The sequence below is a fragment of the Streptomyces sp. NPDC092370 genome (genome assembly GCF_044755265.1).
GTDB lineage: Bacteria > Actinomycetota > Actinomycetes > Streptomycetales > Streptomycetaceae > Streptomyces.
Window position 1 is genome coordinate 56,552 of record NZ_JBIVQO010000003.1, and the last position, 15,796, is coordinate 72,347.

Sequence of the window (15,796 nt, forward strand, 5' to 3'; positions counted from 1 at the left end):
CGTGCCCGGGCCCGGGGAGGGCCGGCGGTCGGATATTCACGCGACACCGGCCGGCCCTCCGCCTAGCGTGACGCCATGGCCCCCCTGTCCCGCGCCGACGACATCGACGTACGCCCGATCGCCGAAGGCGAGTTCGCCGACTGGCTGCGGGCCGTGAACACCGGTTTCCTGCGGGTGCCCGCGCTCACCGAGGAGGAGATCGAGGGCCGGCGCGGGCAGTTCGTCCCGGGCCGCTACCTCGGGGCCTTCGACGGCGGCCGGTGCGTGGCGACCTTCCGGTCCTTCGACCAGGGACTCACGGTCGTCGGCGGGGCGAGCGTCCGGGCCGACGCGATCTCGGCCGTCACCGTCACCGCCACCCACCGCCGCCGCGGGCTGCTCAGCCGCATGATGGCGCGGGACCTGGCGGCGGCGAAGGACCGCGGGGACGTCGTCGCGACGCTGATCGCCGCCGAGTACCCGATCTACGGCCGGTACGGCTTCGGTCCGGCGACCTGGACGTGCGAGTGGACGATCGACGTGCCGCGCGCCGGGCTCGACGCCCGCTGGGCGGGCCCGGCGGGCGGCGGGCGGATCGACCTGGTGGACGGCGAGGAGGTCCGGGGGCTCGGCCCGGAGCTGCACGAGCGGCTGCGCGGCAGCCGGCCCGGCGTCATCACCCGCGACGAGACCTGGTGGAAGGTCAGTACCGGCGCCCTGCCGCTCGACCCGTCGTGGAAGCCGCCGTTCTTCGCCGTGTACCGCTCGCCGTCCGGTGAGGTCGAGGGCATGGCCGCGTACGAGGTGGACGACACCTGGGGGGATGCCAAGCAGCCGCTGAACACGGCGACCGTGAGGTGGCTGTTCGGGGTGACCCCGGCTGCGGAACGCGCGCTGTGGGAGTACCTCTGCTCCATCGACTGGGTCGTGAAGGTGAAGAGCGGCTGGCGGGCGCCCGACGACCTGCTCCCGCACCTCCTGCCCGACCCGCGGGCGGCCGGGATCACCTCGCTGGCGGACTGGCTGTGGGTGCGGATCCTGGACGTCGTACGGGCACTGGAGGCGCGGACCTACGAGGGCCGGGGGACGCTGGTGCTGGGGATCGCCGGGGTGGACGGGCTGACCGGCGGGCGCTACCGGCTGGAGGCCTCACCCGAGGGGGCGTCCTGCACGCCGACCACCGAGAGCGCGGAACTCGAACTCGGCGTGGGCGAGTTGGGTGCGCTGTGGCTCGGGGACGAGTCGGCGGTGCGGCTGGCGGAGCTGGGGCGGGTGCGCGAAGAACGAGCGGGCGCCGCCCGGAAGGCCGACGCCCTGCTGCGTACGTCCAGGCGGCCTTGGTGCCCGGACATGTTCTGAGCCGCTCCCTTCCGCCGGCGTGCTGGGACCCGCATCCGTAGCGAGCTGTTCGGTTGTGGTTGTTGTGCGCTGGTGCCGACCTGGCGGGACTCCCGGCTCCCCTCCGGAAGGGAGTCCCCTGGCGGGTGGCCAACCCCCTGAAGGTGTGACCATGTTCCCGAAGTTGGTGACCAACTTCACTGTAGTTATCTCCGTCTGGAACCGGCCCATAACCACCTTTCCTTGAACTGCCTCAAGATGGCGGGAAGTTGTACTGTTCAGTTGTGGACCCGGAACACGACTCCGCCATGGGACGGAAGAGGTCGCAACGGCCACAGAGAACACATCACGAGGTGGCCGACGAACTGCGCGCCCGGATCAGGTCAGGGGCGCTGCGGCCGGGTGCACGCATGCCCACCCAGGCTCAGCTGGCCCACGAGTTCGGTGTGGAACGCGGCGCCGTGCGCCAAGCGCTGCGCATCCTGCAGTCCGAGCGGTTGCTCACCAACGTGTCCAAGGGCAGCCCGGCGACCGTCGCGCCCGACCCCGTCGGTGCGCTGACCGGCCCGGAGGCCCCGCCGCTGCCCACCACGGTGGCCCTTGCGCCCCGGATAGCGACGGCGTTCGCCGCGGAGCACGTCGAGATCGACGCCGTGTGCCTCACGTCCATCTCCCTCACGCTCGCCATCGGTGAGCCGCTGCGGCAGATTCACGCCGGACGGCTGAAACCGGCCAAGGTCGACGTCCGGGTGCTGCTGCCGAGCAGGGACATCGACCTCGCCTTCCCGGTGCCGGTCGAGGGGCGCGACGACGACTGGGTGCACGAGCGGTGGCTGACGATGCGCAACGCCCAGGGACAGGTCCTCCGGCACAACCTGCTGGCCCTGCGCGCCACACATGGCATCGACGTCCGTGTCACGTTCCGCGCGCTGCCGTTCACCCCTCCGGTGAAGCTGTACCTGCTCAACGGCGCGGAGGCGCTGTTCGCGTACTACACGCTGACGCGCCGGGAGGCCGAGGCCGAGCGGGAGCAGCCGGCGATGTACGACGCACAGGGCACCCAGTCCATGCTGTTCTCCTTCCGGCAGGGCGCGGGACTGCGCGACACCACGTTCGTGGAGCAGTCGCACCTGTGGTTCAACGCACTGTGGGAGACGATCAGTTCGGAGCTGACGCTCACGAGCTGACGTCTCCCACGGGTGGTTCCCGGGTGGCGCGGTGACTCAACGGGCGGGCCCCGTCATCAGCAACGCGAGCACGACGGCTCCCGCGGAGCTGACGGCCGGGCTCTTGGCCTTGACGCCGACGGTGAGAAGGATCAGGCCGACGATGCCGGCCGGACCGTACTTCCACTGGACGAGCTGTTCGAAGGCGACGACGAAGGCGGCGGAGAGGAGAGCGAGGGCGGGCATCGGTGTTCCCCCTTCGGAAGTCCGGAAGCAAAACTTCCGCCAACTCCGAGAAGTTGGCAACCAACTCTGATTAAGTTGTCCCCACTTGGCCCCTAGTCATAAACAACTTTCAAACAACTCCCGCCAGATGGATCAGAGTTGTAGCGTTTGGTCGTGACCCAGGAGAGCGTGGCGGAGAACGTGGCAGTCAACGGCAGCAGAAGGTCCTCGCCCCAGGAGATCGCCGACAACCTGCGGGAACGCATCCGCGCCGGTGAGCTCAAGCCGGGTGATCGCCTGCCCACGCAGGCCGAACTCGCCGAGGAGTTCGGCGTGGAGCGCGGCGCCGTCCGCCAGGCCCTGCGCGTCCTCCAGGAGGACGGTCTCCTCACCAACGTCAGCAAGGGCAGCCCACCGCGGATCGCCGCCCCGGCCCCCGCCCGCGGCGAACCCCAGCCGACCATGGTGGGCCTGGCCCCGCGCCTGGCGCAGGCGTTCTCCGCCCCGCACGTGCGCATCGACGTGGTCTGCCACACCGCGGAGACGCTGATGGTCGCCATCGGCGAGCCGCTGCGGCTCATCCACGAGGGCCGCATCCGCCCCGAGTCGATCGACGTCCGCATCCTGGTTCCCTCCCGGGACATCGAACTGGCCTTCCCGGTCCCGGTCGAGGCCCACGGCGACGACAACCCGGTCCATCAGCGCTGGCTGGCCATGCGCAACGCCCAGGGACAGGTCCTCCAGCACAACCTGCGGGCGTTGCGTTCCACGCACGGGATCGACGTCCACGTCACGTTCCGGGCGCTGCCCTTCACCCCGCCGGTGAAGCTGTACCTCCTCAACGAGGAGGAGGCCCTGATCGGCTACTACATGCTGACCAGGCGCGAGGAGGAGTGGGGGAGCCAGACCCTGGACATGTACGACGTCCTCGGCTCCCGGTCCCTCCTCTTCTCCTTCGTGCAGCGCACGGGCCGGCGGGACGCGTCGTTCGTGGAGGAATCCCAGAAGTGGTTCAACGCCCTCTGGGAAACCATCACGACGGACCTGACACTCTCCTAGTGACTTCTGATGCGACCCAGACCGGTGCGGTGCCCTTCGGGGCCGAGAACGATCCGAACCAGCTCCGCGAGCTGATCAGACGTGCCCGTGTCGTGCTGTGGGACTTCGACGGGCCCATCTGCCGCCTGTTCGCCGGGCACTCGGCGGAGCGGGTGGCGAGCGACCTGGTGTCCTGGCTGGAGGGCCGCGGTCTGCACGGCCTGCTCACGGACACCGAGCGCGAGTCTCTCGACCCGCATGTGGTCCTGCGGGCCGTGGACCGCCGGCACCCCGGCAGCGACCTCGTCGCCGAGCTGGAGGAACGTCTCACCCAGGAGGAGCTGCGGGCCGCCTCCTCGGCGTGGCCGACCGCGTACGCGGACCCGCTGATCCGCACCTGGACGGCGGTGGGATCCCGCCTGGCGATCACCACGAACAACTCGCCCCGGGTGGCCCGCACCTACCTCGCGGGCCGCGGCCTCGCCGGCTGTTTCGCCCCGCACATCTACGGGCGCACCCAGGACCTCCACCGGCTGAAGCCTGATCCGCACTGCCTGAACCGGGCGCTGCGGGCGATGGGCGCCGCCCCCGGCGATGCCCTGATGATCGGTGACACACCCTCCGACCACGAGGCGGCGGGCCGTGCGGGGGTCCCGTTCCTGGGCTACGCGCGTAACGAACGCAAGGCCAAGATCCTGAGGGACGCCGGCGCCGACAGTGTCCTCGTGTCCCTGGCGCCGCTCCTGGACCTGCTGCGCGCATGAGCGGACGGCCGGGGAGCCGTGGGCCGGGTGTAGCATTCCGGCACCGCGCAAAGGAATTGAGCCGAACGCTCACCCCCGCTCGTATGTGACGAGGCCGACCGGCCCTACTCGAACGAGTTCACGCAGCCTCATGCTGACGGGTGGCCATCACCCGTAATGGCTCTCTGCGCCATGCGCGGCGTCGGCCGCGAACCTACCGTGTGCCGTACCGTCCTTCCTTCTCGCACTTCCGGAGCGGCCCGTGGGCGCACCTCCTCGTCCTCGCCCTCTTCTCGGGGAGCGCGCCTCGCACGACGCCACCTGGCGGGCGTTCGTGAAACTCGCCGTCGAGCGGGGGCGGGAGAGCGGCGGCCATCACCACCGCAACCACGTCCTTCCGCTGACGGAGGGCATGGCCCGGATGGCCGGCGGTGAGGCGGGGACGCCCGTGACCGTGCGGATCCGGCGCCCGGACGCGCTGCGCGTGGTCATCCGGACCTGGCAGGACGAGGCCGACGTCCTCGCCGCCGTCCGGGGGGTCCTGCCGCACGCGCCGCGATGTCTCGTGAAGCGGGATGATGTCGCGATCCACAGCTTTGTGGAGGGCGTGCCGCTGTCCAGCGTCTGCGACCACGGCAAGCCCGTCGACACCCTGCTGATCAGGGCGCTGGCCGGTCTGCTGGCCCAAACGGCACAGGTGCGGCGCGGCGCGCTGCCCGCCCTGCCGGCCGTCTGGCCCCGCAACGACACGGACAGCCAGGGGTTCCTGCGGACCCTGGTCCACCTCGCGGACCAGCAGATCAGACGGCCCAACCGCGACCCGTTCGGCGGGTTGTTCGCGGCGCTGGGCATCCCCGAGGACGCGCTCACCCAACTGGCCGGGCGGGTGCCCGCCATGGCCCGGCGGCCGTACAGCCTGCTCCACGCCGACCTGCACCGCGACAACGTGATCGTGTCCTACGCGGGTGACCCGCCCCTCGTCTGTGTCGACTGGGAGCTGGCGACCTACGGCGACCCGCTGCACGATCTCGCGACCCACCTCGTGCGCATGCGGTACCCGGCTCACCAATGGGCCGAGGTGGTCGAGGCCTGGGCCGAGGCCATGCGCGAGGTCCGTCCCGCGGCGGTCAACGGCCTGACCAGGGATCTGCGCCACTACCTGGCGTTCGAGCGGGCGCAGTCCCTCTTCCCGGACGTGATGCGGGCCGCCCGGTCCCTCGAGGAATCGTTCACGCAGACGAGCCTGGACGAGGCGACGGCCGAGGTGCGGCGGGCCCTCGAGGCGGCGGCGGAACCGCTGCGGCTCGTCGGCGTGCCGAGGGAGGGCGAGATCCGGCGGGCCCTGTTCCGCTGGCTGGTGTCGCGGACGAACCGGGACATCAGGGACCGTGCGTGGATCGCGAAGGCGTTCGAGTGGCGGCCCGACCGGCGGATGCCGGAGCGCCCCGACTTCCCGCCCGCCACGGTCCGGGAGGCCCTGCTGGCGGAGGGCGCCGCGCCCGCGGGCCGGGTGTTCAAGGGCACCGCGCACCTGAACACCGTGGTGCCGGTGTCGGTGCCGGGCTTCGACGCTCCCGTGGTCGTCCGGCGGAAGCTGGCCGAGGTGTGCCGGCGGGAGCGTGGCTTCCTCAGCGAGCACGCCGTGCTGCGCGCGATCGAGGAGTCGTCCGTCGGGGTGGCGGCGCCGCGGGTGCTCGCTCTGGGCGAGACCTACCAGAGCGACACCATCGCCCTCCACACCTACGTCGGACCGCGGGACGTCGACCGCCCCCCCGACCACCCCGTGCACGGCCTGCTGCCGCACGAGGCGGACGGCCTGGTGGACCAGTTGTGCGCCCTGACGCGCGTCAGGTACGAGCAGGTCGACCCGGCCGCCGGCGAGGGCGCGTTCCACCGCTGGCTCCGGGACCAGCTGATCTCCCTGGTGCGGGACCTGCCGAAGCAGTCGCAGCAACTGGCCCGGCACCTCGGGCTGCCCGACGCCGACCGGTTGCGGCTGATCCTCTCCCGGCACGAGGTGAGCCACCGGGAACCCGCCCTCCTGCACGGTGACCTGAACCCCTGGAACCTCGTACGCCGCGACGACCGGCTGGCGCTGACCCTCATCGACTGGGAGATGGCCGTCGTCGGCGACCCCCTCTACGACCTCGTACGGCACATGCACCTCACGCCGACCCGGCCGGAGATCAGGGACCGTATGTTCCGCCGCTGGGAGCGCCGGCTGCCCGCCGAGTACACCCGCGACTGGCGCAAGGACTGGCGGGTGTACCGCCGGCTGGAGATCGTGCGGTCCGCTTATGTCGATCTGGACCGCATCGTGACCGGCGCGAGCATGGACGCCCCGAACGTCCGGCGGGCCGTGGCCTCCTACGCGGTGACGCTGGCCGTCGCCACGGGCTCGCTCGGCCTCCCGGTGCGCTCCACGGCGAACCCGTATCTCGCCCGCGCTCTGGCCTGACCCCGCTTCTGCGTAGGCTCCCCCGTATGAGCACCCCCGGCCTGCGTGAGCGCAAGAAGCGGCGGATGTACGAGACCGTGTCGGACATCGCCGTGCGGCTCTTCATGGAGAAGGGATTCGACGCGGTGTCCGTCGCGGAGGTGGCGGCGGCGGCCGAGATCTCGAAGCCGACGCTGTTCCGGTACTTCCCCGCCAAGGAGGATCTGGTGCTGTACCGGATCGCCGACCACGAGGGGGAGGCCGCCCGGGTGGTGGCGGCGGCAAAGGGGCCGGCCGTGGAGGCGTTGCGGCGGCATTTCGCCGAAGGGCTGGAGCGGGGGGACCCCGTGACCGGGCTCAACGACCACCCCGACGTGCTCGCCTTCCACGCCCTGCTCTACGGGACGCCCTCGCTGGTCGCCCGGGCGCACACCCACCAGGAGCGGTCGGAGGCCGCGCTCGCCGAGGTGCTCGGGGGTGATCTGGACGCGCGGCTGGCGGCGGGGCAGATCATGGCCGTGCTGCGGGTGCTCGCGCTGGAGAACTGGCGGCGGATCGCGGCGGGGGAGCGGGTGGCGGACGTGCGGCCGGACGCGGTGGCGGCGGCTGAGCGGGCGTTCGGATGGCTCGCGGCCGGATTGCCGCCCCGCCTCCGGGGTGAAACTCGGTAAATTATTTAACTCAGTCACGCTTTCGCGTACGCTCGGGGGAATGACCTCGACCGAACCCGCCCTTCAGCACGTCCTCGAACAGGAACGCGCCCACCACGAACGCTGCCGGACCGCCCTCGCCGCGATGGTCGAGGGCGCCGGTGAACAGGTCGTCATCGGGGAGGACGTCTCCGCGTCCGGGGCCGATGCCGAAGTCCTCGGGTACCGGCTGCGCAGCCGGGCGAAGGCGCTGCGGGAACTGCCCGAGGGGCCGTTGTTCTTCGGGGCCCTCCAGGGCGCGGAGGGGCGGTTGCACATCGGGCGGCTGCGCATCTGCGAGCACCCGGCCGAACCGCCCCTCGTCGTCGACTGGCGCGCGCCCGTCTCGCGCGCCTTCTACCAGGCCTCGGCGCGGGACCCGCAGGGCGTGGCGGTGCGCAGGCGCTTCGGGTGGGCGCCCGGCAGCCGGGGGGACTCCGGCGATCTCACCGGCCTGGAGGACGAGCACCTGGAGCAGGGCGAGACACGCGACAGCGAGATCGTCGCCCGGGAGATCGAACGGCCCCGGGTCGGGCCCATGCGGGACATCGCCGCGACGATCCAGCCCGAGCAGGACGACCTCGTACGGGGGGACCTGGCGCTGTCGGTGTGCGTGCAGGGCGCACCGGGCACCGGCAAGACCGCCGTCGGGCTGCACCGGGCGGCGTATCTGCTCTACACGCACCCACAACGCATCCGGCGCGGCGGTCTGCTGATCCTCGGACCCAACCGCACCTTCCTGTCGTACATCGCCGAGGTGCTGCCCGCCCTCGGTGAGACGGGGGTGCGGCAGTCGACCCTCGGGGAGGAGATCGCCCGGTGGCCGGTCAGGGGCACCGACGACGAGCCGGCCGCCGTCCTGAAGCACGACGCCCGGATGGCCGAGGTGCTGCGCAGGGCGCTGTACGCGAGAGTGCGCCCCGAGGGGGCCGGTCCGCTGGCCGTGCCGGACGGGTCGTACCAGTGGCGGGTGCCGGAGGGGGAACTGGCGCGGATCGTGGCCGGGGTGCGGGAGGAGGAACCGCCGTACGGGGTCGGACGGGAGCGGGTGCGGGCGCGGATCGTCGGGTGTCTGCGCGAGCAGGTCGAGCGGCGGGCGGGGCCGCCCCCCAACGCCTGGGTACGGCGGGTCGAGCGGTCGCGGCCGGTGTCGGCGTACGTCGACACCGTCTGGCCGCGGGTGCGGCCCGAGGAGGTCGTCGCCGGACTGCTCGCCGACGAGGTGGCGCTGGCGACGGCCGCCGAGGGGCTCCTCGACGCCGGTGAGCAGCGGGCGCTGCTGTGGGGGCGGCCGCCCCGGTCGTGGAAATCGGCGCGCTGGTCGGCCGCCGATCTGGTGCTGCTCGACGAGGTGGCCGGTCTGATCGGGCACCCGGAGGGCTACGGGCACGTCGTCGTCGACGAGGCGCAGGACCTGTCCCCGATGGAGTGCCGGGCCATCGCCCGCCGGGCCCGCTTCGGTTCGCTGACGGTGCTGGGCGATCTCGCGCAGGGCACGACGCCGTGGGCGGCGCGGTCGTGGCGCACCGTCCTGGCGCACCTGGGGAAGCCGGACGCGACCGTGGTCGCCCTGACCACCGGGTTCCGGGTGCCCAAGGCGGTCGTGGGGCTCGCCAACCGGCTGCTGGAGCGGCTGGACGTGGACGTGCCGGCGGCCCGTTCACTGCGCGCCGACGGGGAGTTGCGGGAGCGCGAGACCACCGTCGAGGGCGTGCCCGACGCGGTCGTCCAAGCTGTGCGGGACGCGCGGGGGCGGGAGGGCTCGGTCGGGATCGTCGCGGCGGACGCGGACGTTGCGCGGGTGCGGGCGGCGCTGGACGCGGCCGGTATCGAGGCGGCGGGCCCGGACGACGTCGGCGCGCCGGTCGCCCTGATGCCGGCGAGCGCGGTCAAGGGCCTCGAGTACGACCACGTCGTGGCCGTCGAACCGGCGGCGATCGCCGAGGCGGAGGAACGGGGGCCGCACCGGCTGTACGTGGTGCTGACCCGGGCGGTGTCCCGGCTGGAGGTCGTGCGAGCGAGGCCACTGCCCTTCTAGGGGACGGTGGTCAGGGCCCATGCCATCGCTCCGGCGCGGCGGTGCGGCCGTTCATCCCTTTTCCGAGAAGGGCCCTTGCCCCGTGAACGCCAGCCGGTGGAAGCGTTCGCCGATGTGCTGGTGGGTCGCCGCGTCCGGGTGGACGTGGTCGGGGAGGGGGAGGGCGGTGGCGTCCGCCGCGCCGTAGAGGTCGAGGCCGTCGAGGTAGTGCAGGTTCGGGTCGTCGGCGGCGCGCTGCCGGACGATGCGGGACAGTTCCTCGCGGATCACGGTGAGGGTGAGCTTGCCGGTGGGCGTCTCCGCCGGGTCGCCCATGGCGGCGAAGAGGAGGCGGCCCTCGCCGAGCGCCCGGCCGTCGGGGGCGGTCGGGCCGGGTGTGTCCTCGTGGAGGGGGCAGTGGATGGGCGAGACGAGCAGCAGCGGGGTGTCGGGGTGCCCCTCGCGGATCGTGTCGAGGAAGCCGTGCACGGCCGGACCGAAGGCACGCAGCCGCATCGCGTCCCGATTGACGAGGTTGATGCCCATCTTGACGCTGATCAGATCGGCCGGCGTGTCCCGCATGGCGCGCGCGGTGAACGGGTCGAGCATCGCGCTGCCGCCCAGGCCGAGGTTGATCAGTTCCACCCCGCCGCGCAGCGCGGCGACCGCGGGCCAGATGGCCGTCGGGCTCGCGGCGTCGGAGCCGTGGCTGATCGAGCTGCCGTGGTGCAGCCACACCCGGCGGCCCCGGTCCGGCGCCGGCAGGACCGGGGCGTCCGTGCGCAGGGCGACCAGCTCGGTGGTCTCGTTGTGCGGCAGCCAGATCTCGACCTCCTTGTCGCCCTCGGGCAGGCCGGTGAAGCGGACGGTGCCGACCGGGCCGGGCGCGAGCTCGCCCTCCCAGGTGGTCAGGTCGACGGTCAGGACGTTGCCGCCGGTGCCCGGGGCCTGCCCGGCCGGGCGGCCGTCGACGAGCAGGTCGAACAGACCGTCCGGGCGCGGCGGGAAACCGGTGTACTCGCGTTTGGTGCGCAGCGTGTCCAGCTCGACGACGGTCGAGGCGGTACGGAAGGCCAGGCGTACGCCCGAGGGCTGGGCTTCGGCCATCGCCAGCTGGGCGTCGGTGTTCTGCGCGCGGGCCCGGGCCGGGAGGCGGTGGGGGAGCAGGCCGTGCTCGGTGTGCTCCACGTCGAGGGCGCCGCGCAGCAGGTCCGCCGTGAGGGGCGTGGTGATCCAGTCGTGCTCGGTGTGCATGGGTGTCAGCCTCGGAAATCGGTCGGGGCCGCGGGCCGGTTCCGCAGCAGTGTGTCGAGGGCGTCGAGGATCCGGGCCCAGGAATCTCGGTGTCCGGGGTCGCGCGGCTGAAACCGTCACCGCCGTCGGAGTACGGGGCGTGTGTCACTGCCGTCACCTAGGTTTGCGGCATGACCGAGCCCTCCCACCTCACCGCGGTCCGCGAGTCCTACGACACCGTCGCCGCCGCCTACGCCCGGGGCGTCAAGGAACCGGCCGAGCTGGACCCGGTGTCGCGCGCGATGCTGTCCGCCTTCGCCGAGCTCGTGCGGCCTCCGCACCCCGGGCCGGTCGCCGACCTGGGCTGCGGCCCCGGCAAGGTGACGGCCCACCTGGCCGCCCTCGGGGTACCGGTGTTCGGCGTGGACCTGTCGCCGAGGATGATCGACCTGGCCCGGGCGGCGCACCCGGAACTCCGCTTCACCGTCGGCTCGATGACCGCGCTGGACATCGCCGACGGCGAGCTCGGCGGCATCCTCGCGTACTACGCCACCCACCACACCCCGCCGCGATGGCTGCCGACCGTCTTCTCCGAGTTCCACCGCACCCTCGCGCCCGGTGGCCGGCTGATGCTGGCCGGCCATGTCGGCGACGACGAGCACCTCCGCCCGGCCCATGCCTACGGCGACCACCCGGTGTCCTACGAGTCGTACCTCCTCCCACCCGACCGCATCGCCGAACTGCTCCACGAGGCCGGGCTGGTGGTCACGACACGGCTGGTGCAGGAACCGGAGGGCGCCTCGAAGAGGCAGGTGGGCACGTTCCTGGCGTACCGGCCGGAGTGACAGCGGTGGGAAGCGGACCTCAGGACGGCGGACCATAGCGGGCGGCGATCCTGGCGGCGCGGTCGCACAGGGAGGTGCGCAGCCACTGCGGGGCCAGGACCTCCGCGTCGATGGCGTGCTGCCACAGGGCCCATTCGGCATGCCGCGCATCCTGGAAGATCACGTTCAGCCGCAGCCAGCCGTCCGCGTCGGCTTCCTCGGCGCAGACGGCCAGGACGGTGCCCACCAGGTGCTCACGACGCGCCGGGTTGACCCGTACCAGCACGGCGACCTTGTCACCGCCGCTCCGGAACTGCGCGTTGCGTTCCTGCCAGGCCCGGTCCAGGTCGACGGTGGCCGGTCGCTGCGCGGGTTCGTCGAGTTCCTCGGCGGCCAGCACCCGGGACAGCCGGTAGGTGCGGTCCTCGCCGGCTCTCATGGCCAGCAGATACCCCTGTTCGCGTACGGTGACCAGGCCGATCGGGTCGACCGTGCGCCACTTCGGGGCCTGGCCCACCGCCGCGTAGTGGATGCGCAGCTTGTGTCCGGCGAACACCGCGCGCCGCACCTCGGCCACGATGGCGTCGGACATCTCCTCGGCGGCCACGCGGCGCGAGAGGAGGTCGGTCTCCGGGTCGATGAGTAATCGCCGCGCCGCATCGGCCGCCGTGTCCCGAAGGCCCTCGGGCAACGCGTCGACCACCTTGAGCATGGCCGAGGCGAGCGCCGAACCGAGGCCGAACAGCTGTGCGCCGCGCCGCGAGCCGGCGACGAGCAGGGCGAGTGCCTCGTCGTGATTCAGTCCGGTGAGCGCCGTCTGGAAGTCGGGTAACAAAGCGAAGCCGCCGTGCCGGCCGCGCTCGGCGTACACCGGGACGCCGGCCGCGGACAGCGCCTCTATGTCGCGCAGCACCGTGCGGGTGGACACCTCGAGCTCGCGAGCCAGTGTTTCCGCGGTCATCCGGCCGCGCTGACGCAGCAGGAGCACCAGGGAAACCAACCGGTCGGCGCGCATGCGAAAACACTAACCAAATACATGACCGAGGATGTCACGTATTGCTGACAGGCTCCTGTGTGCGACGACAAAGCCCGCCACATGCCGAGTCGTTGAACATGCGCACTTCAGTGAACCGAATGGATGGAGCGAGTCGGCAATGGAACGTAACGCGGTCAACCCGGTGACGTGGTCGGTCGAGATGGGCTTCAACCAGGGCGAGGTCGTCTCCGGGCACTCGCGGACCCTGTACATCTCGGGGCAGACCGCGATGAGCAAGGAAGGCAAGCCCGAGCACGACGGTGACATGGCGGCGCAGCTCGCGCTGAGCATCGACAACATCGAGGCGGTGCTCGCCGAGGCCGGCATGTCTCTTTCGAACCTCGTCCGGCTCAACGTCTACACGACCGATGTCGACCTGCTCTTCCAGCACTACGGTGTGCTGGCGGGCCGGCTGGGCGCCGCCCAGGTCTCGCCGACCACCACCATGCTCGGTGTGACGCGCCTGGCGATCCCCGGCCAGATGGTCGAGCTCGAGGGCACCGCCGTCGCGTGATGTGAACCCGTCCGCCGCGCTGCCCGTGCCGGTGCCCGTGAACCGGCACGGGCAGCGGGCACGTGGTGAATCGCGAGCCTCACAGCCGTGGTGTCCACGCCGCCGGCTTCGGCGACCGGGCCGCGGGGCACGCGCTCCCAGCGCTATCCCTCCTCGCCGCGGACGGCACGGCGCAGCTTGACGAGGCGCTCGTGCAGGACGCGCTCCCCGCCGTGCCGCGTGGGACGGTAGTAGTCCGTCCCCACCAGGTCGTCCGGCGGATACTGCTGCTCCAGGACTCCCTCTGGGGTCCGGTGGGGGTACCGGTAGCCGATCGCGTTGCCCAGCTCCCGGGCGCCCGCGTAGCGGCCGTACCGCAGGTGGGCGGGGATCTCGCCGACGGCGCCCGCCCGGACGTCGGCCATGGCCTCGTCGATCCCGACGATCACCGTGTTCGACTTCGGTGCCATGGACAGGTGCACGGTGGCCTGCGCCAGGGCGAGGCGTGCCTCGGGCATGCCGATGAGCTGGACCGTCTGCGCCGCCGCGACGGCGGCCTGGAGCGCCGTGGGGTCGGCCAGCCCGACATCCTCACTGGCGTGCACCACCAGCCGCCGCGCGATGAACCGCGGGTCCTCCCCGGCCACGAGCATGCGGGCCAGGTAGTGCAGCGCGGCGTCGGGGTCCGAGCCGCGGATCGACTTGATGAACGCGCTGACGACGTCGTGGTGCTGGTCGCCCTGCCGGTCGTAGCGGACGGTCGTCTCGGCGACGGCCCGCTCCACCGCGGCCACATCGACCACCGTGCCGCCGGTGTCGGTCACCCCGTCGGCGCTCGCCTCCAAGGCGGTCAGCGCGCTCCGGGCGTCGCCGGCCGCGAGGCGCACCAGGGCGTCCTCGGCCTCGGGGGACAGGGTGACCGCGGCGCCGAGGCCCCGCTCGTCCTTCACGGCACGGCGCAGCAGCTCGCGGACCTCGTCCTCGCTCAGGGATTTCAGTTGCAGCACCAGCAGGCGGGAGAGCAGCGGGGTCACCACCGAGAACGACGGGTTCTCGGTGGTGGCGGCGACGAGCAGCACGAGCCTGTCCTCGACGGCGCCGAGCAGCGCGTCCTGCTGGGTCTTGGAGAAGCGGTGCACCTCGTCGATGAACAGCACGGTCTGCCGGTTCTGGCGGTCCCGGCGACGACGCGCGTCGTTCATCACGTCGCGCAGTTCCTTGACCCCGCTGGACAGTGCCGAGAGGGCGACGAAGTGCCGCGGGGCGCCATCGGCGAGCAGCCGTGCGAGGGTGGTCTTTCCGGTGCCGGGCGGACCGTACAGCAGCACCGACGTCGCCTCCCCGCCCTCCGCCAACCGCCGCAGCGGCGCGCCGGGGCGCAGCAGGTGCGCCTGGCCGACGACCTCGGCGAGCGTGCGCGGCCGCATCCGTACCGCCAGCGGGGCGTGAGCCGGGACGGGCTCGGCGGGCGGAGGGGCGTCAGGCGTCGGTAACGCGAACAGCCCGTCCTCCTCGGCGGCCATCACTCCACCCGTCCTTCGGCACGGAGCACGCCGTGAGGTCGGGGGCGGCCGGTCGGCCGTGGGCTTCGGCCGCCTCGGCTCACCGCGGCCCGGATGACCGGCCGGATTTCGGGACGGTCGAGGGACGATGCTCTGCTGGACACGCGTGGCGGCCCTTCCTCTGTGGACAGGTCACTCATACGTTCTCGGTGGCTACGCGTACAGCGTCCCCCGGGCGACGACCACGGCGGCCCCCGCCACCTGGACCGAGTCGATCTGTTCCGGCGTCCCCGTCGCGCGAGCGCGCATCGTCGAAGGACGGCCCATCTCCACCCCCTGCCGGATCTCGATCCACTCCCCGAACGGGATCAGTCCGTGCCGGGCCAAGTGTACCGGGAGCGAGCCGGCGGCCGAGCCGGTGGCGGCGTCCTCCACCACCCCGTAGGCGGGCGAGAACATGCGCAGCCGCCACCGAGTCCCCGAGCCCGCGAAGCAGTTGGCGGCCATGTCGGGCAGCCTCGCGAGAACCCGCTGGTCCGGCTCCAGGGCGGAGAGCGCGGCCACGCCGTCCAGGCCGACGAACACGTGCCGCGGCCCGTTGTCGTACATCTCGACCGGCAGAGTGCTGCCGGTGGTCACCAGGTCGAGTCCGGTGAGCAGTTCGTCCGCGCGGTCGTAGGGCTCCCATGTGGGAAGGGGCTGCCACATGGCGGCCGCGACGGTCCGGCCGTCGTCGTCACGCTCCAGTTCGAACGCCACGGTGCCCTTGGCGGTCTCCATCCGGAGTTCCTTCGCCTCGTGCGACCCGCCGAGCACCACGGCCGTGCCCAGGGTGGGATGTCCGGCGAACGGCAGCTCGTTCACCGGAGTGAAGATGCGGACCCGCACATCGCCGTCGTCCCGCGGGGGGAGCACGAAGACGGTCTCGGACAGGTGCATCTCCCGCGCGATCTGCTGCATGCGCTCGGCGGAGAGACCGGAAGCGTCCAGGAAGACCGCGGTCGGGTTTCCTTCCAGCGGGACGTCGGTGAAGACGTCGGCCACCACGTACTCGTACGTACCCATGGATTCCGTTC

14 protein-coding genes are annotated in these 15,796 nt (G+C 72.1%); 9 read left to right on the forward strand and 5 right to left on the reverse strand.

The features are described 5' to 3' along the window. Positions 1-75 precede the first annotated feature (75 nt). Positions 76-1,338 (forward strand): GNAT family N-acetyltransferase, encoded by a 1,263-nt coding sequence (locus ACIQHQ_RS11415; protein ID WP_402611712.1) that lies wholly within the window; start codon positions 76-78, stop codon positions 1,336-1,338. 287 nt (positions 1,339-1,625) lie between these two features. Continuing rightward, positions 1,626-2,504: a FadR/GntR family transcriptional regulator gene (locus tag ACIQHQ_RS11420; protein ID WP_402611713.1), complete on the forward strand. Its 879-nt coding sequence runs from the start codon at positions 1,626-1,628 to the stop codon at positions 2,502-2,504. 36 nt (positions 2,505-2,540) lie between these two features. Here the strand turns inward: ACIQHQ_RS11420 and ACIQHQ_RS11425 are convergent, their stop codons facing one another. Continuing rightward, on the reverse strand, positions 2,541-2,729 hold the full coding sequence (locus ACIQHQ_RS11425; protein WP_031143363.1) for a hypothetical protein: 189 nt from the start codon (positions 2,727-2,729) through the stop codon (positions 2,541-2,543). A gap of 147 nt (positions 2,730-2,876) precedes the next feature. On the opposite strand from ACIQHQ_RS11425, the gene ACIQHQ_RS11430 reads away from it, so the two are divergent. The 5 genes from ACIQHQ_RS11430 (at position 2,877) to ACIQHQ_RS11450 (ending at position 9,653) form a co-directional block, all read left to right on the forward strand. After that, a complete protein-coding gene (locus ACIQHQ_RS11430) occupies positions 2,877-3,767 on the forward strand; it encodes a winged helix-turn-helix domain-containing protein (RefSeq protein ID WP_402611714.1) in 891 nt (296 codons plus the stop codon). After that, positions 3,767-4,510 (forward strand): HAD family hydrolase, encoded by a 744-nt coding sequence (locus ACIQHQ_RS11435; RefSeq protein ID WP_402611715.1) that lies wholly within the window; start codon positions 3,767-3,769, stop codon positions 4,508-4,510. The genes ACIQHQ_RS11430 and ACIQHQ_RS11435 overlap by 1 nt, the downstream gene beginning before the upstream one ends. Positions 4,511-4,751: 241 nt before the next feature. After that, on the forward strand, positions 4,752-6,947 hold the full coding sequence (locus ACIQHQ_RS11440; protein WP_402611716.1) for a phosphotransferase family protein: 2,196 nt from the start codon (positions 4,752-4,754) through the stop codon (positions 6,945-6,947). 26 nt (positions 6,948-6,973) lie between these two features. Then, entirely contained in the window at positions 6,974-7,597 is a 624-nt protein-coding gene (locus ACIQHQ_RS11445; RefSeq protein ID WP_402611717.1) for a TetR family transcriptional regulator, read from the forward strand. Between the two features lie 40 nt (positions 7,598-7,637). After that, positions 7,638-9,653, forward strand: coding sequence for a HelD family protein (locus ACIQHQ_RS11450; RefSeq protein ID WP_402611718.1), 2,016 nt, complete (start codon positions 7,638-7,640; stop codon positions 9,651-9,653). Between the two features lie 51 nt (positions 9,654-9,704). Here ACIQHQ_RS11450 and ACIQHQ_RS11455 read toward each other — a convergent pair whose 3' ends face one another. Then, on the reverse strand, positions 9,705-10,886 hold the full coding sequence (locus tag ACIQHQ_RS11455) for a GDSL-type esterase/lipase family protein (RefSeq protein ID WP_402611719.1): 1,182 nt from the start codon (positions 10,884-10,886) through the stop codon (positions 9,705-9,707). A gap of 170 nt (positions 10,887-11,056) precedes the next feature. Here ACIQHQ_RS11455 and ACIQHQ_RS11460 point away from each other — a divergent pair, with 170 nt between their 5' ends. Further along, the gene (locus ACIQHQ_RS11460; protein WP_402611720.1) at positions 11,057-11,710 is read left to right on the forward strand and encodes a class I SAM-dependent DNA methyltransferase; all 654 of its coding nucleotides are present in this window, start codon (positions 11,057-11,059) and stop codon (positions 11,708-11,710) included. A 19-nt stretch (positions 11,711-11,729) separates the two neighbouring features. On the opposite strand, the gene ACIQHQ_RS11465 is transcribed toward ACIQHQ_RS11460, so the two are convergent. Beyond that, the gene (locus ACIQHQ_RS11465) at positions 11,730-12,704 is read right to left on the reverse strand and encodes a helix-turn-helix transcriptional regulator (protein ID WP_402611721.1); all 975 of its coding nucleotides are present in this window, start codon (positions 12,702-12,704) and stop codon (positions 11,730-11,732) included. 139 nt (positions 12,705-12,843) lie between these two features. Here ACIQHQ_RS11465 and ACIQHQ_RS11470 point away from each other — a divergent pair, with 139 nt between their 5' ends. Further along, complete coding sequence (locus ACIQHQ_RS11470; protein ID WP_175433329.1) at positions 12,844-13,239, forward strand: RidA family protein; 396 nt, start codon at positions 12,844-12,846, stop codon at positions 13,237-13,239. Between the two features lie 143 nt (positions 13,240-13,382). On the opposite strand, the gene ACIQHQ_RS11475 is transcribed toward ACIQHQ_RS11470, so the two are convergent. Then, positions 13,383-14,741, reverse strand: coding sequence for a replication-associated recombination protein A (locus ACIQHQ_RS11475; RefSeq protein WP_402611722.1), 1,359 nt, complete (start codon positions 14,739-14,741; stop codon positions 13,383-13,385). A 192-nt stretch (positions 14,742-14,933) separates the two neighbouring features. After that, positions 14,934-15,785 (reverse strand): PhzF family phenazine biosynthesis protein, encoded by an 852-nt coding sequence (locus ACIQHQ_RS11480; protein ID WP_402611723.1) that lies wholly within the window; start codon positions 15,783-15,785, stop codon positions 14,934-14,936. Between the last annotated feature and the right edge of the window lie 11 nt (positions 15,786-15,796).

Excerpts from the sequence above, each read along its gene's own strand:
- ACIQHQ_RS11415 (WP_402611712.1), top strand. The coding sequence starts at position 76 with ATGGCCCCCCTGTCCCGCGCCGACGACATCGACGTACGCCCGATCGCC.
- ACIQHQ_RS11420 (WP_402611713.1), top strand. The coding sequence starts at position 1,626 with ATGGGACGGAAGAGGTCGCAACGGCCACAGAGAACACATCACGAGGTG.
- ACIQHQ_RS11425 (WP_031143363.1), bottom strand. The coding sequence starts at position 2,729 with ATGCCCGCCCTCGCTCTCCTCTCCGCCGCCTTCGTCGTCGCCTTCGAA.
- ACIQHQ_RS11445 (WP_402611717.1), top strand. The coding sequence starts at position 6,974 with ATGAGCACCCCCGGCCTGCGTGAGCGCAAGAAGCGGCGGATGTACGAG.
- ACIQHQ_RS11450 (WP_402611718.1), top strand. The coding sequence starts at position 7,638 with ATGACCTCGACCGAACCCGCCCTTCAGCACGTCCTCGAACAGGAACGC.
- ACIQHQ_RS11455 (WP_402611719.1), bottom strand. The coding sequence starts at position 10,886 with ATGCACACCGAGCACGACTGGATCACCACGCCCCTCACGGCGGACCTG.
- ACIQHQ_RS11460 (WP_402611720.1), top strand. The coding sequence starts at position 11,057 with ATGACCGAGCCCTCCCACCTCACCGCGGTCCGCGAGTCCTACGACACC.
- ACIQHQ_RS11465 (WP_402611721.1), bottom strand. The coding sequence starts at position 12,704 with ATGCGCGCCGACCGGTTGGTTTCCCTGGTGCTCCTGCTGCGTCAGCGC.
- ACIQHQ_RS11470 (WP_175433329.1), top strand. The coding sequence starts at position 12,844 with ATGGAACGTAACGCGGTCAACCCGGTGACGTGGTCGGTCGAGATGGGC.
- ACIQHQ_RS11475 (WP_402611722.1), bottom strand. The coding sequence starts at position 14,741 with ATGGCCGCCGAGGAGGACGGGCTGTTCGCGTTACCGACGCCTGACGCC.
- ACIQHQ_RS11480 (WP_402611723.1), bottom strand. The coding sequence starts at position 15,785 with ATGGGTACGTACGAGTACGTGGTGGCCGACGTCTTCACCGACGTCCCG.